Raw genomic sequence first — 20,228 nt, forward strand, 5'->3', positions numbered from 1 at the left:
CTCAACTACATGGGTAGTTCACAAGCAGGTCACATGCCGCCTCTTTGCCTAATATTGAAAGTGCTGTCTGATTGTCAAGGAAGAAGGGAATGAAAGATAAATCACCAGGTGGACTGAAAATGAAGTAGGGAGTGTCAAATGTTCCATATGAAACCCCCCACATTCTGTAGCCATTCGTCTCATTCCCATTACCAAAGTAATATTGAAGGAAATAGTAGTCAGCACTGCTCTGACCTTCTTTTAACGGTCTAGCCGTTAGGCCTGAAGTAAAGAGCGTAGAGAGCTTGCTGTCAAAGGAATCGTGTGGAATCAAGAAGCTCACCAAACCAATTGGATAATGTTTATTTTCATAACTTATTCCAAGCTCATCTTGGGTTTTATTTGCCAGCTCTTCGTAGTTTTCGTGGTTCTTATAGCTCCCTTCAAGTCTCTCAAATATAGACCATCCGTTGTATACCCCAAAGTACATCTGCTCCAAGAGGCAGCTGAGGAAGGGCTGAAGATCGTAGGCTTTTGCAGAGGAGGGTTTTATACCGACAGATTCTGCAGGTTTGGTTTCTATTGTGTCCGAAACACTGGCACTTGGCATTTGATCGGCGTATTTGCGAATTCTCAGAGAATCAACGTAGTACTCATAACCGCCATGTATGACTACGCGATCAAAGGAGTTGTAAGTAGAGTCACTAGCCAAAACTTGGGCATATGGCGTTGAAGTAGTGAAGTACCTAAGTGCCCAACCGGCGCTTCCTTGCGTGTAGATCTGGAAGGTAAGTTGAAGATCATCGAGTATCATCCTGAAGAAGTACCATTCATCTTCGGGAACACGAATATACGTATATCCAATCCTTTGAACGCTTGGATCGCTTGGATCCCTTCTGTCTATCTTTATCTGCTCGTTGTTTGGATTGTTAATGTTGTGGACAACTCCCATAGTGTAGCCTTTGTATTCTGAACCCTCCTTTTCCTCCAATCCAAGCCTGTCCTGATTTCCTCCCCCCCAGTTGCTTGGTCTGTAAATGTATCCTTCTAATATGTATCCCCTTCCAATGGTTTTACCAATGAGCTTTTCCCCACCGTTGGGATCATTGTTTTGATCCTTTTTAAGGCTATAATCTCCTTCATAAGCCTGTTCACTTGATTGCTCTACGACACCATTTCCATAATCTTGCCAACCTTCCCATGACTCAAAGTCATCGTAGAAGTCGAATACTTTGCTTGCATTTCCCCAATTCTCAACTGCATTGCTATCAAAGTATATGCTTATTGTTTTTTCACCCTTTGCAGGAAGAGTCACGTTAACCCATATTAACGCATCAACATTGTCCCAAGCTCCTTGAGAACTGAACTGCCATTCCTCAACCCAGAAATTAATTGGATTGCAGTCTTCATCGTAAACCATGATATTTGGAGTTTGAGGCAAGGAAATTTTATTGGAAGAAAGCTCCAGAGTTATTGGAACTTGAAAGTTCGTTAGAGTTGTTGAGCTGGGGTTATTTATGGTGATGTTAACTCTGTAGTTGTAGCTCAAAGCACACCATCCTCCCTTTTCACTCCCAGCACTAAGGTTTTTGAAGACTAAAACCCCCGCATCGCTCTCATTGAATACATTCACCGGAGAGATCGAGATTCCACCTATGCTAGTATTCACAATTATTGGGCGATCCGTTTCTTCAAGAGAGCCATTTAAAAGCACGTAAGCGAGGGCGCCATCACCAGGATAAAAGTCACCAAAGTAAATGTAAGTTTTATTAACGTTTCTCGAGAAGTTCCCAAGTAAATATTGCTTATCACTGCTACCATTTCCTTCGAGTACCTTTATTGGCTTTCCTATCAGCTCGGGATATGGGTAAAGGCAAGCCCTAATAGATCTCGAATATCTTCCTCCCGTCATTGGAGGGAATAGTGGATCCTCGAGGTTTCTAATGTCTATAAACGCATAAGTGTAGTTGCCGCTCTTTGGGATGGAGCCGCTGTAAACTATCTTGCCGTTAAAATCCCTCACCGTTATGTTGGGAATTCTTGCCTTCACGAAAATGGTGAAGGAATCAAGAACACCGACGGTGAGGTTTATGTTGTTCAATATCTCCTCGTCGCTCTGCTCTATCAAAAATCCCTGCTCAAGGAGATAGTCCCTTGTTAAAGCGAGCCATCTTGCAATGGTCTGGTTTTGCATAATCGTCTCCAAATTCTCATAGCCAGAAAGCTCCTCACTGGTTCCAAAGAGAATTAAATCTTTCAAGGTTTCGTTAGCCATTTTCTGTTTTATAAATTCCCCAGTGACTGTAACATAGTCTATAGCGGCTATTAATGCTCTTTTTCCGGAAATTTCAAGTGCCTTTTGAAAATCAGAGTCAAAGTATGCAATTCCTCTAAAGCTCCTTTCCACAAGAACTCTTTCGCTCTGTGCCTGGAATATCTGAGAAGAAACATCTTCGTAAGTCGCTAAAAGAAGTAGCATAGGAATGAGAAGGACTAAAACGGCAGAATTTAAAATAAAACCTCTCCTCTTCATCAGTCCTCCCTCCATACTCTCAGGGTAATCTGTACAGGCTCAAAAAGTCCCGGAATTTCCCCCATATCAACGAAAGAAATTTTAACCTCTTCTGAAAGATCAACGTCTATCGGATTACTCTGAGAGCCATCGAAGGGCGTTTCTCTCCATTCTCCGGGATTTGAGTCCTCCCTATAGTTGAGTTTATCGAAGAGTCTCAAGATTGCATCATCAACAGCATAACCTCTCTCTGTATCAGGGTTGAGGTCGTCAATTGATATAGACCTATATGGAGGATCCCCAACAAGTATATTCTTTTCCACAATTCTGGAGGAACCGTTGTAGTAGTAAGTTAGATTGTATCCTCTGTATGTCGAATAACCCTGGAGCAAGTAGGGAAATACGTCTCCATACCCAGCATATCCCTGGATGAAGTATTTTATGATACCCCTTGTTTCTCCATCTCTAACATAGGAGCTTCCACCAGTCATTCTGATTTCAAAAGTGTTCTCCTGCCCTGGAACCATCATCCAGTCGTAGAGCCTTGTATACGCTACTCTAATGGCATATCTCCCTAAAGGTCCCCGATAGAACATTTGGTCGTTTTCCCAGAGCTCCTGATAAGTTGAATAGCCTACAAATCTATACCCCACCCAGAAATCAGCGTACCATGCGGTAGTATTTTCTGGCAAGGAATACCTTACCTGAAGCCCACTCCCATCGTATGTGACCCTTGGATCGCCGTAGGGGAAGTAAACTGATAAGGGAATGCTGTACTGGGTTGTTAAGATTTTTGGAATATAGTCAATTTTGACGTAAGAGTCTGGATAACCATAAATCCTCCGCTCCCTATTTGCTCCATCATTGTAATCGTCACCTTCGTAGTACCAGTTTCCATCATCATAATAGGCATCAAATCCAACGACGAAATCAAAAACCATCTTGCTGAGGTTCTCATAAGTTACACCAATGTTGCTCAATGCACTCTTTATTTCGCTGTCTGTAAACTCTATTGTAGCATTTCCATTTGTGTTTCCATCTTTTTCATAAAGAAGCGTTAAATCTCCTCCAAACCCATAGTAGAGACGAACTTTCCCTATGTTGTAGATTTCAAATTTCATGTTTATTGATGTTATATTTCCAGGCACAAAAGTTTCAAATAAATACATTATTCCTGTTCTATCCGAGGTAACATCATACACCTTTACCATCCCCGGATCTTCCACACTGAAACTGCTGCTGTTATATTTAATGTACAGCGTAGTGCCACTCGCGGAACCTATTTCATCAGATCCTCTAGAAAATACTAGGGATATAATATTGTCCCCTTTTCCGAGATAATCCTCTAGGTTGTTTAGGTTAACTTGGCCATAGCTCCTACTGATCCAACTGTTATTTATATAGACATCGATGCGTTCCTCCCGCCTTGAGACAAACTTTCCATCAGCACTAATTGGAGTTGCATCCATAGGAAGAGATATAACTCTAGTTATATTGAGCACGTTGTATCCATCATCAGCACCCGCAAGGACTCTAAACCACCCATAAAGCTCCTCTCTCTCAACAGTTGCTCTCGTCAAATACGCTCTCGCCATGTATCCCCTCGGCGTCTGGTTGTACTTGTATCCGCTCAAGGTGAGCGTTGCGGGAGAAACCTCAAAAGCCTTTGAGTAATCCCCGCCGACCTTTCTAAGATAAGAGCTCGTGTAGTTGTTTATAAGCAGTTCATAGTAGTAGCCCTCAAGAGTCTTGTTCAAAAGGTATCCCAGAATCAGCTCCGCCTTATGGGTGAGGTTTTTCTCGGGGAAAAGATCCCTAGTTGCCCAGTAAGTGGCGATTATATCAAGGGGACTCATGTCTGGGGTCACAAGAGGCTCATCGAGAACACCACTATTGCTCCAGTTTTCCAAAATTTCTGGAGGAACAAGCTCCTTAAGAGGAACATTTCTTAGGGTTGTGAGAACATCTTCAGCTTTGTACTTGCTCCCCTCTCTTAATGAAGTCGTGTAAACATTTGTATTATCTATAATAGCAACCATGCCACTAACAAACACCACAACCAAAATCAACGACAGCAGAGCATCAAGCGTGAATACAAACCCTCTCCTCCTCATCTGTCATCCCACACGAGAAGTTTTATTATAGCATCGTCAAACTTGGGCTCAAGCATGTACCTTATCTCCGGAATAAACTCGATCTCAACCTCATCCCTTGACCAGCCTTCTAAGGAGTAAAGCCATAAAAGGAGTATCTTGTTCTGAGTATCCGTCGATCCAAAGAGCTCCTTAAAGGGAACTGTTATTGTCCCGTTGAAGCCCTTGTATGACTTCAACTTCTGGGTTCTGGTTTCGTTTTCATATTCGTACCATACAAGCGTTGCATTTAAATCGCTTTGATTCCCATAAACGAAGAATCCTCTTATCTCGGTGCCAAGCTGGCTTATTAAAGTTAGGTTTCCATAACTTGATGAGTTAACTTTGATCCTGACCACTTCCCCATCCATGACCTTGTACTTCATAAACCCGTAAACGAGAGGCTCTTCGTCTGAAGGTCCAGCAGAAAGATTGTATACTGGTCTTAAAAATACAAAAGTCCTCTCAACAGGCTCAATCCAAGGTGATCTTTGCATAGATGCTTTTATCGTCGCTTCATCCTCTACAAAGGTCTTGTTTATGAATGCAATAGTGTAGAGAGGTTCACTCAAGTCATAAAAGTCTCTGGAGCGGTTGTAGGTGGAGGTAAGGTTGGGGAAGGTGTTATCATATGAGGAAACTGTTATTATTAGTGAGCCATGGCCAGTTATGCTGAATCTTATGTCCCCTTCTTCACAGTTCCCTCTTCCAAAATTCATTTGAAACCCCTTGCTTACCTCTATATCTATATAAATTTCAATAATCGAGTTACTGGGGATTAAATATTTCTCTTGTTCAGCCCTTCTAGCCAATACATAAACAGGTTCTGCAACTACAAACTTTAGGTAATCACCTTGATGGAGGTCTATCCTGTTGCCACTAATTAAATCACAAATTTCTTCATTGATGAAGATATTCCCACTATGTCGAAGGTATATATAACTGACCGAAAAGGGGTCTGGATCCATGCCGGGGTTATCATCAGTGGATATTACAAAATTTACAGTTTCTGCTCCAGGCCCTAATCCCTTAAAAGTCTTGTTATATAGATAAACCCTCGGGAACCTCCCTTTAACACTCACGTTAAACTTTGAAACGTAAAATTCAAACATAAAATCTTTTCCTCTCGCCAACTGGTCAAATATCTCCGTTAAGTTCCCCTTTGACCTATTAAGAGCAAGTATCTTTTCATAATCCAAGGCGTAAGAGTAATTTCCATGCCTTAATCCAATCATTTTAACACCGCTCACATTCTCCTCCCAATCCTCTGGATATCCGGGATTTTTGGTCAAAACATCGAGCATGTTATTGGCTATGTTTGCCCTATCATACCAGTCCAAAAGGTTGGTTATCTCAGCCCTAATCATATCGTTCGTGTTCATCACTACCCCAACGACCATTACAACGATAACCAATGAAAGCAGGGCATCTATCGAAAGCAACTGACCTTTTCTCATCCTCTCTCCACCCTCACCTTTATCCTCACGACCTTTCCGCCATACTTTAGGGTTCCCGAGGAGTTTGTAAACCTAAAGCTCTGAAGTAAATCTTTCTCAATAAAGTCCTTTATCGTTTCATTTAAGTTAGCGATGCTTGCCACGGAGGAAAATGGGGTGCTTATGGTTATGGTTATATTGGCATCTCTTTCACTTTCTTCGGATTCTAGGGTTTTGATTGCCAGGTGAGGATTCCCCTCAGCATTATGAATCTCCTCCATCACCGAGTTTAGCAGAGTGTAGGGCTCCTCGTCGCTCATTACGCCCGTGTTTAGGTAGGTAATAGCCTTGGATGTTGAACTCCTAACAGCACTAACTATCGCCATGTTCGTACTGTTGTCTGTGTAGGATGGGATAATAAGGATCAATCCGATGAAAATGATCGAGAGGATAAACACCATCTCAATTGCTGTCTGAGCTCGTGATGTTCGCATAGAGCATATCACCTACTTTCACGGTTTTTATCCAAAATGTATCGTTGCTCTCAACAACTATCGATGCGTTAGCTATGGGAACTGTTGAGTTCTTAACAACCCAGTAGCTCTTTCCGCTTACCGTTACGTTTACTATTATTTTGTTTTCTGCTCCATTGAAGGTTATATTAAACTCTGCACCCTCTATTTGCGGGGGCTCCTCCTTAAGGCTGTAGCCTTCACCCACAGCATAGAGTTTTGCGGTATGATCAACTATCTCAGCTGAGAATACCCTAACCTTTGCCATTACATCAAAGCTCTCAGCATGGGCTATCTCACTGTTTGAGAGATAAATGAGATTTAACACTGTTAAGGTTACCAGCACAAACGCAAAAAGCAAGTCCAAGCTTATCTGAGCCCTCATGCTAACCACCGGGCTTAATGTTTATCTTGAGCTCTCCACTTGTGGAGTTAAACACCCAGGTTTCGTTCTTATCGGGATTCCACTCCACAACTATCTTCAGAGTCGTTGGGGTTACATCAGGGAAAAGCAATACACCATTGTAGGGAGTTAGATTCAGGGTTAAGATACTTGGCGAATAGAGGGTTCCGTTGTATTGAATGCTAACTAAAGCGTCTCCATACACCGTGAGATTGCTCAAATCCTTGTGATACAAAGATTGAGCAAAGAAAAAGTTTTTCTTAGTTGTTTCACTCTCGTCTTGCTTACTTACAATTCCAGAAAGCACACTTGTGGAGGTATCGTACTTAGTAAAGTTCAGGGTGTTGTTCAGCTCCAGTATTATAACATACGTCCCATTCTGGTATCCAACCACAAGATAGGGATCTTCATCCATCCCAAAGGCCTTCTGGAGAAAGTACTTATCCCTCAGATATTTGAACGTGAAGTACTCCGTTGCTTTTGCTCCCGGCCCTTGGGCGTAAACTTGGGAAATTGCATTGGAAATGGTGTTCGCGAACAGCTTTGCCTCTTCACTAACCTGAATTCTCAACATATCCGAAGACTGTTCGCTTGAGAAAGTTATATTCCTAATTGAGAAGGTTAGAAGTACCATAAACAGCACGAAGATAAAGAGAAACTCAAGCGAGATTTGGCCTTTTTTCATATTTCTCACCACTTACTAATAATAAACACCGTCAAGTTATTTAACACTTTCTTTGTTCTCCCCCTTTACAACTCCAAAAACATTCCCTCCGAGCTTTTTAATTGAGACTCCAAAGTAGTCGTGATTGAAGATCTTAAATTTATACTGCTCCGCATTCAGCTCATGCTTCTTCAAGAGCTCCCTTAACTCATCGATGAAAAGCTGGGTGAGCTGGTAGTAGCTTATATCTAGGGCGTGCCTCTTGTAGTCAATTAAGAATACTACAATTGGAAGGGCGCTTAATGGTATAAGAAGCCATGGCTCAGAGTAGATTATCGTAAGACTAATTCCCAAAGCTATGAAAGCGCCAATTAAAGCTAAGCCGAGCTTGAAAGTGTTCTTAACCCTTTTCATATCTTTAACTTTGTTCTCCCATATCGTGAGAAGAGAAGGATTGTAAAAGTCAAATGCCGTGTGCCTTTTTCCCTTTGCGATCCTCTGCCTTATTAAATCGTCCCAATCGTCTTCATAGTATATCACTTCTCCCCTGTTCTTTGCCCTCTCAGCGTCTATTGAGGAGATTATTCTTATCATGTCCTCCGCACTTTCCTTGGCTATATGCGCATAAACCTCCTTCTCATTGAGCTCTAAAGCTACTTCAACCGAGTCTTTCATCAACCTCACCTGGATAGATGTCGTCAAAGTCCGGCAATCCAGTTAAAAGTTCTTTTTTCTTTGTTTCGGCTTCTTCCTTTGCCTTCATAAATGCATGGGCGTATTTTTTGGCAGTAACCACTATATCCTCTATGCTCTTGCTCTCGTATATACCGCTCAAAAGTGTCACAACTTCTATCTCCTTCTCCCTTGGATCTGGATAAAAGCCGCGGAAAATCTGCTTGCCCTTTATTTTTCTTGTTAGATATTCAAGGGCTTCAAAGATGTCCTTTGCCTTTAGGAGCTCTGGTGGGCCATGGATGGCAACCAATCCATAAAGGGCTGACTCTATGTTAGCCTCAAGGTAGAGCCCTTCATTTTCAAAGGACTTTAAGATTAGGCGAGAGAGGTTTTTAACTTTATTAGCCTCAGCTTTCGCATAGCCCACTGTGGCAAAGCTTCCAAAGGCGTTGAGAACGAACTTTAAGTCACTTGCGTCAAGCGTCTGCTCACCTGGAACATCTATTAAAGCCAAAAGGGAGGCTATTCTCTCAACTATCGTGTAGTTTATCTTTTCATAAGCTTTGGATATATCCTCTGCACTTTCCTTCAGCTTGTTGTTGTCTATCGCTATTATCGAGTCAACTACCTTAGAGAGCTTGTCTATGGTTATTGCCGCGTTTATTGTGGGCCTTATGCCCTCTTCCTTCAGGGGCAGAGCACCTATGGCAACTACAAGAGAATCAGGGTATTCTTCCTTTAGTGCCTCTGCCAAGACTGGAGCCCCACCTGCTCCAGTCCCTCCTCCGAAGCCAAATGTTAGAAAGAAGATATCAACGTCGCTGTAGCCGACCATGGAGCTTATTTTTTTCATTACCAATGGCAGATCCCTCTTAATAGCCTCCCTTCCCAGTACTGGATTGGCGTTTACCCCTTTTCCACCAGTTAAGCTTTCCCCAACGAGTATTCTCCTCTCCTCTGGAATGTGCTTTAAATACTCTAGATCGCTCTTGGAAGTGTTTATGGCTAGTGCCTCAAAATCAACTAAAGCGAATAGGTCAGCTATCTTCGTTCCGCACTGACCAACTCCAATGATTAAAGCCCTCACAGTAATTTCACCTCACGAATTCTCCCATTAATTCTGGAGTCCAAGGAGTATCGTACCGGTACCATGCAACAACAGCAGGCCCTTTGAAATACTTGAACATACCTAAATCAAATATCTCCCTAACCACTCTAGAGCTTCCATTGTAAAGAACAAAGAGCATGTAATTTTGTTCATGTTTTCCAGCAACGATTACCCCTGAATCTTTAAGAGGATAATAATGCCCGTTTACAATTAGTTTGGAATTCTCTACTTCCATTGAGACTGCTGGATTATATTCACTTATGTTAAAATCATCTAAACCTCCTATAATTACATAGTTTGAGTTCTTAAATCCCTCAAACTCTGACAGTGGAAGTGTTCTATTAAGGTGTTTTTCTAGTGCGTTCCGGACAAAGCTAGCGGTGTAGTACTTTCCGGAGGTGTAAACAACTTTAAAGTCTTCTTTTTCCAAAACTCTGTTAACCCACCAGATGTCTATCCCATACGTTGGGGTGTAGAGAACATTCAATATAAGTGGAATTTCAACCAAGTTTCCTCTGCTTGTTATTTCATTTCTGTGATCCATGACCCAACTGATGAACTCATCACGATAGTTGTAGCCAAGAGAACTCAGAAGAGCAATTGCCCTAGCAGTTAAATCTGTTCTAGGTTCCCCTTCGTATATCAAGACATTATAGATATGTAATTCCTTTACATTAGCCCACCTTCCATCAGTTCCCCTTTGGTCTATTAACCACTCTATGTTACGTTGCAACTCATCTTTGCTGGAAATGGGGAGTAATGCTTCAAGAACTTCAAGAGTGGTTTCTACTTCTGGAGTAATCATGTACGGGTAGTATTCTGTTTGGACATAAGTCCCCCACCCGCCTTCCGAGATTGAAAGCAACCATCTTTTGGCTTCTTGAATGTCTTGGTCACTAGGAGGCACGCCTAGAGCTAAGAGAGCCTTTACTGCCAATGCCGTATCTTTGGGCTGTGGGCCTAGAACATTTCCCCATAACCCATCCTTAAGCTTTAGGCTTTTTATAATCTCTATATTTTCCTTTTTCTCGTTTCCGTCAAGCATATTGAACCTAGCCAAGAGCAAAATATTATACACGTACCTTGGAGAAAGCTCTCTTTTCCTTAGAACTTCTTTTTTGTTTACTGATAATTTTTCTCTCGCCCATTCCAGAGCTTTGTCTACTCCTTCACGAGAGAAACAGTACTCAATGTTTGAAAGAACATAATACGTTGCAATCTCGTTTGAGGGGTATCCCTCAAGATAACTCCATCCTCCATCTGGATTTTGAGATGAAAGTATAACGGAGCATAACTCTCTAGAAAAACTCGCTAATGCTGGAGGCAGACCCAGTTCTGCATATCCAATATCTAATGTTGCCAGAGCTGAAGTTGTTATAACGTCTCTTTCGACTAATCCCTCAGGTTTATTTGCCCAATAAACAAAACTATCTTCATCCTTTAGATTCTCAAGTTCGGCAAGAAGAACCGCAGTTTTAAAACTCAACCCTTCATAGTTCAGCAGAGCATATGTAAGTAGAGCTTTTTCTTCTATAGTGATATCCTTGGAGTTGACGAGCTCCCATGCTTTTTCTATTAATGAGGAGTCTATTTTATAACCGACACTTTTATATGCCAGGATTCTTAAAGCCAGAGCTTTTCCCTCTCTCAGTTCAGTCTTTTCGACATTTTCTAAGAATTCAACTGCATTTTTTATGTTCTCATTTTCTGCGGAGTATCCATTCTCACCAAGTGCCCAGATAGCCATAACTGTTGGATAAAACTCAGGTAGTGTGTTTGGAACGTATCCCCATCCATTCACACTGTAAGAATTCAGCAAGAATCTTATTCCAGAGGTAACAGCATTAGAGATGTCCCTATATGGGGAAGTCCCTCTTTCGTACAATGAAATTGCCGATTTTAACGCTATAATAGCATAGGACGTATCCACAACATTGCTTGTGCTCCCTTCATAATATCCCCATCCTCCGTCTTCATTTTGTCTGTAAAGCAAAGAATATGCTATGGAAGTGATATTGTCAATGGACAAATTACTGGCCATTCCATAGCTCATAGTCAAAGCAAGTAAAGACAAGCTCATTTCTTCTGTAGTCTCTGCATATTCTTCCCCTTGAAGAAGGAATCTAACTGATGAGTCTAAAATAGGCACTGCCCCGGCATAAGGAAGTATCATCATCACAACAAGCAAGACAGGAACAACTCTCTTCATTCTCGGCACCTCTAAACCAGCTTTTACCAATTACCTAATTAAGTATTACTCACTCAAAACAAATAAAGGTTGCGGAAGAAGAGCTAGTGTTTTATAAAGCGATCCTTTTTGCTGATGTCATCCCTCATTATCAAAACAACCCTGCTTGGGGGGTACTCATCTTCTATGTGGTATCCGGGGAGGTATTTCACAAGTTCCTCGGCAAATGCCTTTATGTCCCCATGGCTTGGCATGTTGTTGATCGTTAACCTGTTCCTTGAGAAGCCCACGAACATGTAAGCCTTAGCTTCGAGGAACATTGGCTTAGCTTTCATTATGAGCTTTGCATAGCCCTCTGGATTGTGCATGTTTTCGCCCTTAACAAGGGTAAGCCTTATGACCGTCCTTATTGGAAGATCGCGCATAAGCTCAAGCGTTCTGTTTATCCTCTCCCATCCATCTGGAATCATTGGCACGTTTACCCTCTGGTAGGTTTCTTCATCTGGAGCCGTTAAAGAGACGTAGAGCTGTGTAGGGAGTTTATTCTCCTTTATCATCTTCTCCAAAACCTCTGGCTCCGTGCCGTTGGTAACTATGAAGGTAGTGAACCCTCTTCTGTGAAACTCCTCGACGAGGTCTCCTATCATTGGGTAAAGCATGGGCTCACCGGATAGGCTTATTGCTGCATGTTTGGGCTCCATGGCCTCTTCAAGCTTTTTGACGTTTATTTGGTCTTTTATTCCCCAGTAGCCGCTTAAAAGTTTTCTTTGAGCTTCAATGCTCTTCTCAACTATGTAACTTGGCTCATCCCAAGGCTGTGGAAGCTCAACTCCCAGAAAGCCTTCCATTGGGCGCCAGCAGAAGATGCAGTTGTGCGTGCACCATGCCGTTACCGGAGTCATCTGCAGACAGCGGTGGGATTGAATTCCATAAAACTTCTGCTTGTAGCAAAAGCGATCATGTTTTATACTCTCCTTTAACCAATGACAGAGCTTAACCGAACTGTGATGACCTATGAGAGCGTAATGTTGCTTTTTAAAAAGATTTGCAATCTCTTCAGGCATGTTTGGTTTTACATCCATTAGCCTCACCTAACTGTGCTTCAAGAGAGAGTTTAAAAATTTTTGCAACATATTTCACTGTCGAAAAATATTTCGGCGAAAGACTTAAATACTATTGTGTCCACTCAATTCCCATGCACGAACTAAAACCAAGGATTACAATCAAAACACGGGAGAGGGTTTTTGAAAAGGGATTCTTTGAGGAAGAGAGCGAGATAGAATCAAAGCCTAAAGTCAGGTTTATCCAAGAGCTCCCGAGAATCAGGCTCGCCTAGCCGTGATAACCACAATATCCTCAAAGAAATATCTCTCCTTAGCCGTTATTTCTGCAATGAAGCCCTTGGATTCAAGCTTTTTTAGGGTCTCCTCTATGCCGGTTATTGAAGACTGAACTATCTGAACGACTCCATTTTCTTTGAGATAATTAGGAAACTCCTCAAGAAACCTGTCAAGGACTTCTCTCCCGCTCTCTCCTCCAACCAAGGCAAGATCTATAGGTTCTTCCGGCTCGCCCGGGAGATATGGGGCGTTGAATGTTATTATGTCAAACTCCCCTTCAACGTTTTCAAAAAGGTCGCTCTGCCGGAACTCGACATTGGTTATACCGTTTAGCCTTGCGTTTTCCTTTGCAAGTTCAACTGCAATTGGATTGATATCCACTCCAAGAACGAACTTGGCTTTTTTGGCCATTAAAAGGGCTATTATCCCGGTTCCAGTGCCTACATCAAGGGCAACGTCCCCTTCTTTAACCTTCAGATTCTCAGCTAGCAAAAAAGTGTCCTCAGCGGGCTCATAAACCTGAGGATGGAGCTTAATTTTGAGACCGCGATAAATCATAAAAACACCGAAAAAGAAAAGAGATCACTTCTTCCACTCTGTGTATCCGCATCTACCGCAGGTCCATCTGTCCTTGTGGTTTGCCATGAAAACACCGGGACCGCATCTTGGGCAGAACCTGTTCTTTCTTGTAACTTTTCCATCCTTGACTTCGTAAAGCTTCCATTTTTGGGAGGGCTTCTTGGCCATTTACATCACTCCCCTTCTCCTTCTTGTATTATCCCATCTCTCCTCAGGATGTACTCGGGCTCTATGTAAAGCATCCTCTCCTTGCTTTCATAAGCCTTAGCATAGCCCTTGCTGACTCTACTTCCGAAGTAGCTTCTTATGTACTGAATAACCGTTGTTTCTGGGTTTAGGTCGAGCATTGCAACGAGCTTTCCTTTAACATCTTTCCTTGAAGGAGTTGGCTCACCTTCGTGGATGATCTCGAAGTATATTTCCTTTCTTCCGAGGAGCTTGTTTTCTTTAGTCTCGATAACCCTAATCTCCATCGTAAACCACCTCCATTTTTCTAAGCAGTTGAGCGCATCTGCGCTTACATTCGGGTGTGACCTTTATAAGTACTATCCCCTCATCCGGCTGCCCGTAAACCACCAACGTCCCCTCAGGGGCATAGAGGACGGCCGGAATGGCGGCTAAATCCTCCTCACCGTTTACCTTTATGTAGACCCTTCTTCCCCTTTTGGCAAGTTCAAAGGACTTTTTGATAGCATTTAATAAAGCTTTCGTTATTGTTCCAGGCGGATTTTTTGTAGTTAGCACAACCGCTCCAAGCTCAATGTCGGGTTCATATTCTCTTCTCTTAGTTTTGTGATCGTAGATAGCGATAGAGGGCTTTATACCGAGCCTGAGGACATTTTCAGTAACCACATCTCCAACTGTAACTAAATAAGGTGCATTCTCAAGTTCTCTCCGGGAGATTAAGTAAGGCTGCGGCATTTCTCCCTTGATTAACCTACCTATAGGGTTTTTAAGCTCCTTCCTGAGATCTTCTGTGAGTTTAAAGTAAAATTCCCGGGACATTCTACCTGACCCTTATGGCGTATTTCCCTGGAACCTTCACTCCGAGCCTTTGAGCTATTTTGGAATTTTCGGGATCAAGGATTATGACGAGGTCAAACCATTCATCACTCAAATCCCTACTTCCGCAAACGGGACATCGATCTTCGTTAGTTATGTAGTGACAGTGCCTGCAGGCCTTTTCGGTCATTCTCACTCACCACTTTGGGCTTTTCTCTTCTCTTTTTGTATCCAATCGAACTTTCCTAATCCGGGCTGTCTCATGGTAAGGCCTATCTTGTTCTCTCTGATTATCTTGCTCTTCTCGCTGACGGCTATTATCCTAGCCCTTACAGCATCGCCAAGCTTCAGGATGTAGCCCTTCTCCTTTCCAACGAATTGAGCATTCTTCTCGTCAAAGACAACGTAATCATCCATAAGCTGGGATATGTGAACCAAACCATCCATAGGGCCGATCCTTATGAAAGCACCGTAGGGAACAACATCAATAACCTCTCCCTCAACAACCTCGTGCATCTCGGGCTTCCACACAAGGACGTCAAAGACGGCCTCATGATACGTAGCACCATCTCCATGGATTATTACTCCCTCGCTAATTTCGTGAACGTCAAGAATTGCCAAAATAACACCCTCATCTTTATCATAAATCCCCTCATAAGCCTCTCGCAGAACTATCTTAGCGGCTTCTTTTGGATCCATTGTGAACATTTTCGGAGGGATTCTCACAACGTCTTTGACCTGAATGAGCTTGTACATTTTCTTACCTCCAAAATTTTAAAAGAGGAGAATCACTTCTTGAATTTCTCCTTGTAAAGTTCTATTGCCCTAAGTATTTCTTGCTTTGCCTTCTCTGCGTTTTCCCAGCCCTCAACAATGATTTCCTTACCTTGGAGCTCTTTGTATCTCTGGAAGAAGTGCGCAATCTCGTCAAGGAAAGCCTTCGGAACGTCGCTTATGTCCTTCCAGTCATTAAAGTAGGGATCTTCCACTGGAACTGCCAATACCTTGTAGTCCTTGTCGCCGCTGTCTATCATCTTGAAGAGGCCTATTGGTCTTGCCTCAATAAGAACTCCCGGATATGTTGGCTCCCTCATTATGACCATGATGTCAAACGGGTCGTCATCATCGTACCATGTTTGTGGGATGATTCCATAGTCGACCGGGTAGTGGAATGGGCTGTAAAGAACTCTATCGAGCTTTATAAGGCCGGTCTTTTTGTCAAGCTCATACTTGTTTCTGCTCCCCTTTGGAATCTCTATTAAGGCGTAAACAACTTCCGGTACTTCCGGTCCAGGCTCTAAATCGTGGAATGGATTCATCTCAATCACCTCTTTGGTTTTCAGAAGATTTAGTTATAAACCTAACCCAAAAGTTGGCTTCTGCTTTTAGCTTTTAAAGTTGGTTTTTAAAGTTGTCGCTTAGGTTGGGTAGAAGAGTTGTATGATGGTTTCTGGTTCTGGTATTTTGACAGTCTTGTTGGTGTGATGTTTGTCAAGGAGGAATATATCATGTAGCACTTAAAGTGGGAGCAAGAGGACTTGCACGTCTTTGCCCATATGTTGGAGCGGCTTTGGTGCCATAAGGACATACGGTGGGAACAATGAACTTTTATACTTACTTTAGGGAGGCACAAAATAACTCCGAAGGAATTTGCATTAAGCATTATTTCAGGGATTGTTATCAGTCTAACGATTTTGTTTTGGCAAATTGTTGGAGTACACATCCATTTTTAAGGGAATTTGACAATATATCATTTAGTTTTATTTTCATGACCAATCTCCAGACTATTCTGCTACTGTCTTTTGGAGGAACTCTTACTTTAGGAGGGATGAGTTTTTTGAATTTAGTCATTAATGGCATGAATTTGGGAACTATCTTTTATGAAGCTTGATTCTAAACGATGTTACAACTTTCCTCCTTCTAATTCTCCCCTACGGCATCTTTGAGATTCCAGCGTTGATCATTGCCGGAGCTGCGGGCTTTAAAATCCCTTACGAGCTGTTGAGGTTTGCCTTAGGCAAAAAGGAGGAAATAATAACTGAAGAAGACACCAAAGAGTTTTTCAAGCTCGTTGGGATTTCAATAGCATTAATTTTCATTGCGGCAGTAATTGAGGCAGAAATAACGTTAAAATTAGCTGTACACATGGCTTGATAGCACTCACTACTTTAAGGTTGGACCATTTACGGTACAAATCTTTATAAATCACTAGTACTATATCTAGTACATGATATCAAAGGAGACTTGGGGCAAAATTATAAGGGATTATTTGGAATGGGATGTCGAGCTTATTGAAAGGGATGTAAACTACACCCTGCCTAAAATTCAGAGAGCATTAGTCATTATTGGGCCCAGGAGAGCCGGTAAAACTTACTTCATGTTTCAGATAATCAAAGAACTTTTAAAACAGGGGATCAGAAAAGACGAGACGCTCTATATCAATTTGGAGGATCCAAGGACAATAGGCACCACACTTGAAGATCTGCTGAATCTTTTGGACGTTTACTACTCTCTATTTCCTGAAAACGCAAAGAAGCGCAACTATTTTTTCTTGGATGAAGTTCAAACAGTAGACAACTGGGAAAAGTTTGTGAGATTCCTACTTGATAAAAATCAGCAGGTAGTAGTCTCGGGTTCTTCCTCCAGACTTTTATCTAAGGAAATTGCAACCGAACTGAGGGGGAGAAGTATATCTCTAAAAATTTATCCCTTTTCATTCAAAGAAGTATTGAAATCACGGAATATAAGACCTGCTCCCTTTTACTCCACGTATGAAGAGGCAAAAATCAAAAAGCTGCTCAGGGAGTATCTCCTTTGGGGAGGCTATCCCGAGGTCGTGTTAGATTTTTCCCTCAGAAGGGAAATCCTCCGAGAGATAATCGACCTAACGATTTACAAAGATATCATTGAAAGATGGGGAATTGCTAATATCAGGGCATTGAAGCTCCTCTTCAGGATGCTCGCATTTTCCACCCATCTTTCAATTTCCAAAGCATATAAAAACTTGAAGGGCATTGGCATTAACGTGGGAAAGACAACGGTTGCAAACTATCTGGAATACTTGGAAGATTCGCTTGTGTTCTATCCTCTCAGACCTCTGATAAAGTCATACAAACTTCAGGAGCTGTATGGATTTAAGCCCTATTTAGTGGACAATGGACTTTTAACGATCCTGGGTGTTGAAGATAAGGGAAGATTGTTGGAAAACTTAGTCTTTACCGAACTTTTAAAATCAGGCTTGGAGCCGAATAGAAACATATTCTACTATAGAACAAAGAATGGAAAGGAAGCAGATTTTGTTGTACGAGAGAACGGGACAGTCAAACAAATAATTCAGGTTACTCACGAGCTTAATCACAGTAACTATGAAAGAGAAATCTCAGCTCTAATCGAAGCTTCAAAAGAGCTCAAATGTGGGAATCTGCTCCTCATAACATGGGATCAAGAGGAACTAATTAGAGAAAAGGGTAAGGAAATCAGGGTTGTGCCCCTGTGGAAGTGGCTCTTATCACTCTAGACATTTTTTCTTCTGAGGAAGTCAGAGGTTAGTCAATTTTTACCATATTGTTCGTGATTATTCTCCTGACTTTAACCGCGATATTTTTATTGTGGAGAGACTAAAGGATTATTCCTTTCCCAAAAGCTCCCTTACAGTCTTTTCAACGGCCTCTCTGCTGTTCATCTTTGGCTTCCAGCCCCTAGCTTTTGCTTTCTCAATGCTCAGGAGCATTACCTTAACATCGCCCTTCCATCCTCTCCCACCATCGACGCCACCAGTAAAGTAGAACTCTGGGTTTAATCCCATCTCCCTGCTCACAATCTCCGCTATTTCCTTCACGGTAATCCAGTCCTCACTTCCAACGTTGTAGACGTCGTAAGTTTTATCTTCCTTGAGGAATTCATTGAAGAGGTGCAGCATCGCCTCGACGGTGTCGCTCACGTGGAGGTAGCTCTTCCTCTGCGTCCCATCTCCAAGGATTTCCAGCCCCTTCGGGTTCTTCTTGAGCTTGTTTATGAAGTCATAGATGACCCCGTGGTTTGAGCGCTTTCCAATTATGTTGGCAAGCCTAAAAACTATAGCCTTCATGTCAAAAGTGTGAGCATAGCCAGAAATCAGGGCTTCAGCAGCTAGCTTAGCCCCACCGTAAACGCTTATCGGTTCCATCGGGCCATAATCCTCTGGCGTTGGAATCTTTTTGGCCTCCCCGTAAACCGTTGACGATGAGGTAAAAGCGAGAAGTCTAACATTTTCATTTCTCATCGCCTCGAGGAGGTTGTATGTGATTAAGACATTGGTCTCATAGAGGAGCTCTGGACTTTGGGCTCCTATCCTCACCTCAGGGTTTGCAGCAAGGTGGAAGACTGTCTCAACTCCTTTCACGGCTTCTCTTACGACCTCTACGTCTCGCATGTCGCCCTTGATGAACTCAAACCTTTCATGACCAAGCCACTGCTCGATGTTCTTCAAATCCCCAGCGCTTAAGTCGTCGAGGACTCTAACCTCATGCCCCTCTTCCATGAGCTTATCAACCAGATGAGAGCCTATGAACCCAGCACCACCAGTTACGAGAACTTTCATTCTATCACCACACTAATTCCTACTGGAGAGTTCTTAAGCTTTAGGAAAAGTTTTTAGTATTTTACTGTGTAATAGTGTGCAAGAGAGCATCATAACCCGAAAGTCTACGGGGGGAGAAAATATGAAGGTTCTAATCATGGCCGGCGGGTATGCAACAAGGTTGTGGCCGATAACAAAGGGGAAGCCCAAACCTCTCTTACCTGTTGGGAATAGGTATATCATTGATTACATTCTTGAGAAAACCAAGGAACTTGGTTTAGAGGTTTACGTGTCAACAAACAAGTTCTTTGAGAGGCACTTCAAGAAGTGGGCGGAAGAAAACAACGTCGAGCTCATCGTCGAGGAAACACTTAGTGAAGAGGAAAAGCTGGGGACCATTGGGGCAATTAGATACGCTATCTCTAAACTCGGCCTCGATGATTACCTAATAGTTGCCGGTGATAACCTCTTCTCCTTCTCCCTAGATGAGTTTTTGAAGCGCTATAATGGAAAGCCGCTCATAGCCGTTTACGACGTTGGTGACTTCGAGCTTGCAAAAAGGTACGGAGTTGTTGTTCTTGAAGGAGATAGGGTGGTTGATTTCCAAGAGAAACCTCTGCAACCAAAGTCGACCCTGATAAGCACTGGTGTCTATGCACTCCCGAAGGAGATCATTGGGATGGTTGATGAATACCTTAAAGATGGCAACAGAGATTCTCCGGGTTATTTCATAGAGTGGCTGCTTAGGAAAGGGGTTGAGGTCTACGCTTACAAGTTCGATGACTACTGGTATGACATAGGCTCCGCGGACAGCTATCTTGAGGCAATGAAGACGCTTTTGAAGGAGAGCCAGATTGAGGAGATTCAAATAAGCCCCTATTCAAAGATCATTCCTCCGGTGGTCATAAAGAGGGGTGCAAAGATTTTGGGCAGGTCGATAGTTGGGCCCTACACTTACATAGGCGAGAACTGCATCATAGAGAACTCAGATGTGAGCGACTCGATAGTCTTTGACAACACTATTATAAGGAGCTCCACGATATGGCGTTCCATAATCGATGAGAAGTGCGAGATAAGAAACCTCGAGCTCAAGAAAAGTTTGGTTGGTGGACATGCAAAAATACAGAGAGGGGATTAGGT

23 protein-coding genes are annotated in these 20,228 nt (G+C 42.5%); 5 read left to right on the forward strand and 18 right to left on the reverse strand.

Annotated elements, in window-relative coordinates; translation table 11 throughout:
* Position 1 precedes the first annotated feature (1 nt).
* The 10 genes from OCC_RS04715 to twy1 form a co-directional block, all read right to left on the reverse strand.
* Positions 2-2,512, reverse strand: a complete 2,511-nt coding sequence (locus tag OCC_RS04715) for a DUF2341 domain-containing protein (RefSeq protein WP_004067355.1) — start codon at positions 2,510-2,512, stop codon at positions 2-4.
* Positions 2,512-4,605 (reverse strand): hypothetical protein, encoded by a 2,094-nt coding sequence (locus tag OCC_RS04720; RefSeq protein ID WP_004067354.1) that lies wholly within the window; start codon positions 4,603-4,605, stop codon positions 2,512-2,514. Before OCC_RS04720 ends, OCC_RS04715 begins: the two co-directional genes overlap by 1 nt.
* On the reverse strand, positions 4,602-6,080 hold the full coding sequence (locus tag OCC_RS04725; protein WP_004067353.1) for a hypothetical protein: 1,479 nt from the start codon (positions 6,078-6,080) through the stop codon (positions 4,602-4,604). The genes OCC_RS04720 and OCC_RS04725 overlap by 4 nt, the downstream gene beginning before the upstream one ends.
* Entirely contained in the window at positions 6,077-6,553 is a 477-nt protein-coding gene (locus tag OCC_RS04730) for a hypothetical protein (protein WP_004067352.1), read from the reverse strand. The genes OCC_RS04725 and OCC_RS04730 overlap by 4 nt, the downstream gene beginning before the upstream one ends.
* Positions 6,522-6,956, reverse strand: coding sequence for a hypothetical protein (locus OCC_RS04735; RefSeq protein WP_004067351.1), 435 nt, complete (start codon positions 6,954-6,956; stop codon positions 6,522-6,524). The genes OCC_RS04730 and OCC_RS04735 overlap by 32 nt, the downstream gene beginning before the upstream one ends.
* 1 nt (position 6,957) lies before the next feature.
* Complete coding sequence (locus OCC_RS04740) at positions 6,958-7,659, reverse strand: class III signal peptide-containing protein (protein ID WP_004067350.1); 702 nt, start codon at positions 7,657-7,659, stop codon at positions 6,958-6,960.
* Between the two features lie 36 nt (positions 7,660-7,695).
* The gene (locus tag OCC_RS04745) at positions 7,696-8,313 is read right to left on the reverse strand and encodes a hypothetical protein (protein WP_004067349.1); all 618 of its coding nucleotides are present in this window, start codon (positions 8,311-8,313) and stop codon (positions 7,696-7,698) included.
* A complete protein-coding gene (locus tag OCC_RS04750; protein WP_004067348.1) occupies positions 8,297-9,400 on the reverse strand; it encodes a tubulin/FtsZ family protein in 1,104 nt (367 codons plus the stop codon). The genes OCC_RS04745 and OCC_RS04750 overlap by 17 nt, the downstream gene beginning before the upstream one ends.
* A gap of 7 nt (positions 9,401-9,407) precedes the next feature.
* Complete coding sequence (locus OCC_RS04755; protein ID WP_004067347.1) at positions 9,408-11,630, reverse strand: prenyltransferase/squalene oxidase repeat-containing protein; 2,223 nt, start codon at positions 11,628-11,630, stop codon at positions 9,408-9,410.
* Positions 11,631-11,713: 83 nt separating this feature from the next.
* The gene (gene twy1, locus OCC_RS04760; protein WP_004067346.1) at positions 11,714-12,691 is read right to left on the reverse strand and encodes a 4-demethylwyosine synthase TYW1; all 978 of its coding nucleotides are present in this window, start codon (positions 12,689-12,691) and stop codon (positions 11,714-11,716) included.
* Between the two features lie 113 nt (positions 12,692-12,804).
* Between twy1 and OCC_RS12580 the strand changes: the two genes are divergently transcribed.
* Positions 12,805-12,945 carry a hypothetical protein gene (locus OCC_RS12580; RefSeq protein ID WP_004067345.1) on the forward strand — a complete coding sequence of 47 codons (141 nt, stop codon included), beginning with the start codon at positions 12,805-12,807 and terminating at the stop codon, positions 12,943-12,945.
* Here the strand turns inward: OCC_RS12580 and OCC_RS04765 are convergent.
* The 7 genes from OCC_RS04765 to OCC_RS04795 are packed head-to-tail and all read right to left on the reverse strand — an operon-like array spanning position 12,932 to position 15,849.
* A complete protein-coding gene (locus OCC_RS04765) occupies positions 12,932-13,507 on the reverse strand; it encodes a HemK2/MTQ2 family protein methyltransferase (RefSeq protein WP_004067344.1) in 576 nt (191 codons plus the stop codon). The two genes, OCC_RS12580 and OCC_RS04765, sit on opposite strands and share 14 nt — an antisense overlap.
* Before the next feature lie 24 nt (positions 13,508-13,531).
* Positions 13,532-13,696 (reverse strand): 30S ribosomal protein S27ae, encoded by a 165-nt coding sequence (locus OCC_RS04770; protein ID WP_004067343.1) that lies wholly within the window; start codon positions 13,694-13,696, stop codon positions 13,532-13,534.
* 5 nt (positions 13,697-13,701) lie between these two features.
* Positions 13,702-14,001, reverse strand: a complete 300-nt coding sequence (locus OCC_RS04775; RefSeq protein ID WP_004067342.1) for a 30S ribosomal protein S24e — start codon at positions 13,999-14,001, stop codon at positions 13,702-13,704.
* Complete coding sequence (locus OCC_RS04780) at positions 13,991-14,533, reverse strand: GTP-dependent dephospho-CoA kinase (protein WP_004067341.1); 543 nt, start codon at positions 14,531-14,533, stop codon at positions 13,991-13,993. The genes OCC_RS04775 and OCC_RS04780 overlap by 11 nt, the downstream gene beginning before the upstream one ends.
* Before the next feature lies 1 nt (position 14,534).
* Entirely contained in the window at positions 14,535-14,720 is a 186-nt protein-coding gene (gene spt4, locus OCC_RS04785) for a transcription elongation factor subunit Spt4 (protein WP_004067340.1), read from the reverse strand.
* 2 nt (positions 14,721-14,722) lie between these two features.
* A complete protein-coding gene (locus OCC_RS04790) occupies positions 14,723-15,286 on the reverse strand; it encodes a DNA-directed RNA polymerase (RefSeq protein WP_004067339.1) in 564 nt (187 codons plus the stop codon).
* A 32-nt stretch (positions 15,287-15,318) separates the two neighbouring features.
* Positions 15,319-15,849: an inorganic diphosphatase gene (locus OCC_RS04795; protein ID WP_004067338.1), complete on the reverse strand. Its 531-nt coding sequence runs from the start codon at positions 15,847-15,849 to the stop codon at positions 15,319-15,321.
* 449 nt (positions 15,850-16,298) lie between these two features.
* Between OCC_RS04795 and OCC_RS13100 the strand changes: the two genes are divergently transcribed.
* The 3 genes from OCC_RS13100 (at position 16,299) to OCC_RS04810 (ending at position 18,047) form a co-directional block, all read left to right on the forward strand.
* Positions 16,299-16,421 carry a hypothetical protein gene (locus tag OCC_RS13100; protein WP_306298116.1) on the forward strand — a complete coding sequence of 41 codons (123 nt, stop codon included), beginning with the start codon at positions 16,299-16,301 and terminating at the stop codon, positions 16,419-16,421.
* Positions 16,418-16,684, forward strand: coding sequence for a stage II sporulation protein M (locus tag OCC_RS04805; protein WP_004067336.1), 267 nt, complete (start codon positions 16,418-16,420; stop codon positions 16,682-16,684). Before OCC_RS13100 ends, OCC_RS04805 begins: the two co-directional genes overlap by 4 nt.
* Positions 16,685-16,757: 73 nt before the next feature.
* Complete coding sequence (locus OCC_RS04810; protein WP_004067335.1) at positions 16,758-18,047, forward strand: ATP-binding protein; 1,290 nt, start codon at positions 16,758-16,760, stop codon at positions 18,045-18,047.
* Between the two features lie 108 nt (positions 18,048-18,155).
* On the opposite strand, the gene OCC_RS04815 is transcribed toward OCC_RS04810, so the two are convergent.
* Positions 18,156-19,109 carry an NAD-dependent epimerase/dehydratase family protein gene (locus tag OCC_RS04815; RefSeq protein WP_004067334.1) on the reverse strand — a complete coding sequence of 318 codons (954 nt, stop codon included), beginning with the start codon at positions 19,107-19,109 and terminating at the stop codon, positions 18,156-18,158.
* Positions 19,110-19,230: 121 nt separating this feature from the next.
* Between OCC_RS04815 and OCC_RS04820 the strand changes: the two genes are divergently transcribed.
* The gene (locus OCC_RS04820) at positions 19,231-20,226 is read left to right on the forward strand and encodes a sugar phosphate nucleotidyltransferase (RefSeq protein WP_004067333.1); all 996 of its coding nucleotides are present in this window, start codon (positions 19,231-19,233) and stop codon (positions 20,224-20,226) included.
* The last annotated feature ends 2 nt before the right edge of the window (positions 20,227-20,228 follow it).

It is taken from the genome of Thermococcus litoralis DSM 5473 (assembly GCF_000246985.2).
Taxonomy (GTDB): Archaea; Methanobacteriota_B; Thermococci; order Thermococcales; family Thermococcaceae; genus Thermococcus_A; species Thermococcus_A litoralis.

Bases quoted from the DNA above. Each gene is read 5' to 3' on its own strand.
- OCC_RS04735 (WP_004067351.1), bottom strand. From the start codon at position 6,956: ATGAGGGCTCAGATAAGCTTGGACTTGCTTTTTGCGTTTGTGCTGGTA.
- OCC_RS04755 (WP_004067347.1), bottom strand. From the start codon at position 11,630: ATGAAGAGAGTTGTTCCTGTCTTGCTTGTTGTGATGATGATACTTCCT.
- OCC_RS04780 (WP_004067341.1), bottom strand. From the start codon at position 14,533: ATGTCCCGGGAATTTTACTTTAAACTCACAGAAGATCTCAGGAAGGAG.
- spt4 (WP_004067340.1), bottom strand. From the start codon at position 14,720: ATGACCGAAAAGGCCTGCAGGCACTGTCACTACATAACTAACGAAGAT.
- OCC_RS04795 (WP_004067338.1), bottom strand. From the start codon at position 15,849: ATGAATCCATTCCACGATTTAGAGCCTGGACCGGAAGTACCGGAAGTT.
- OCC_RS04820 (WP_004067333.1), top strand. From the start codon at position 19,231: ATGAAGGTTCTAATCATGGCCGGCGGGTATGCAACAAGGTTGTGGCCG.
- OCC_RS12580 (WP_004067345.1), top strand. From the start codon at position 12,805: ATGCACGAACTAAAACCAAGGATTACAATCAAAACACGGGAGAGGGTT.
- OCC_RS04765 (WP_004067344.1), bottom strand. From the start codon at position 13,507: ATGATTTATCGCGGTCTCAAAATTAAGCTCCATCCTCAGGTTTATGAG.
- OCC_RS04790 (WP_004067339.1), bottom strand. From the start codon at position 15,286: ATGTACAAGCTCATTCAGGTCAAAGACGTTGTGAGAATCCCTCCGAAA.
- OCC_RS04815 (WP_004067334.1), bottom strand. From the start codon at position 19,109: ATGAAAGTTCTCGTAACTGGTGGTGCTGGGTTCATAGGCTCTCATCTG.
- OCC_RS04810 (WP_004067335.1), top strand. From the start codon at position 16,758: ATGATATCAAAGGAGACTTGGGGCAAAATTATAAGGGATTATTTGGAA.
- OCC_RS04730 (WP_004067352.1), bottom strand. From the start codon at position 6,553: ATGCGAACATCACGAGCTCAGACAGCAATTGAGATGGTGTTTATCCTC.
- OCC_RS04745 (WP_004067349.1), bottom strand. From the start codon at position 8,313: ATGAAAGACTCGGTTGAAGTAGCTTTAGAGCTCAATGAGAAGGAGGTT.
- OCC_RS04770 (WP_004067343.1), bottom strand. From the start codon at position 13,696: ATGGCCAAGAAGCCCTCCCAAAAATGGAAGCTTTACGAAGTCAAGGAT.
- OCC_RS04775 (WP_004067342.1), bottom strand. From the start codon at position 14,001: ATGGAGATTAGGGTTATCGAGACTAAAGAAAACAAGCTCCTCGGAAGA.
- twy1 (WP_004067346.1), bottom strand. From the start codon at position 12,691: ATGGATGTAAAACCAAACATGCCTGAAGAGATTGCAAATCTTTTTAAA.
- OCC_RS04740 (WP_004067350.1), bottom strand. From the start codon at position 7,659: ATGAAAAAAGGCCAAATCTCGCTTGAGTTTCTCTTTATCTTCGTGCTG.
- OCC_RS04720 (WP_004067354.1), bottom strand. From the start codon at position 4,605: ATGAGGAGGAGAGGGTTTGTATTCACGCTTGATGCTCTGCTGTCGTTG.
- OCC_RS04725 (WP_004067353.1), bottom strand. From the start codon at position 6,080: ATGAGAAAAGGTCAGTTGCTTTCGATAGATGCCCTGCTTTCATTGGTT.
- OCC_RS13100 (WP_306298116.1), top strand. From the start codon at position 16,299: ATGACCAATCTCCAGACTATTCTGCTACTGTCTTTTGGAGGAACTCTT.
- OCC_RS04715 (WP_004067355.1), bottom strand. From the start codon at position 2,512: ATGAAGAGGAGAGGTTTTATTTTAAATTCTGCCGTTTTAGTCCTTCTC.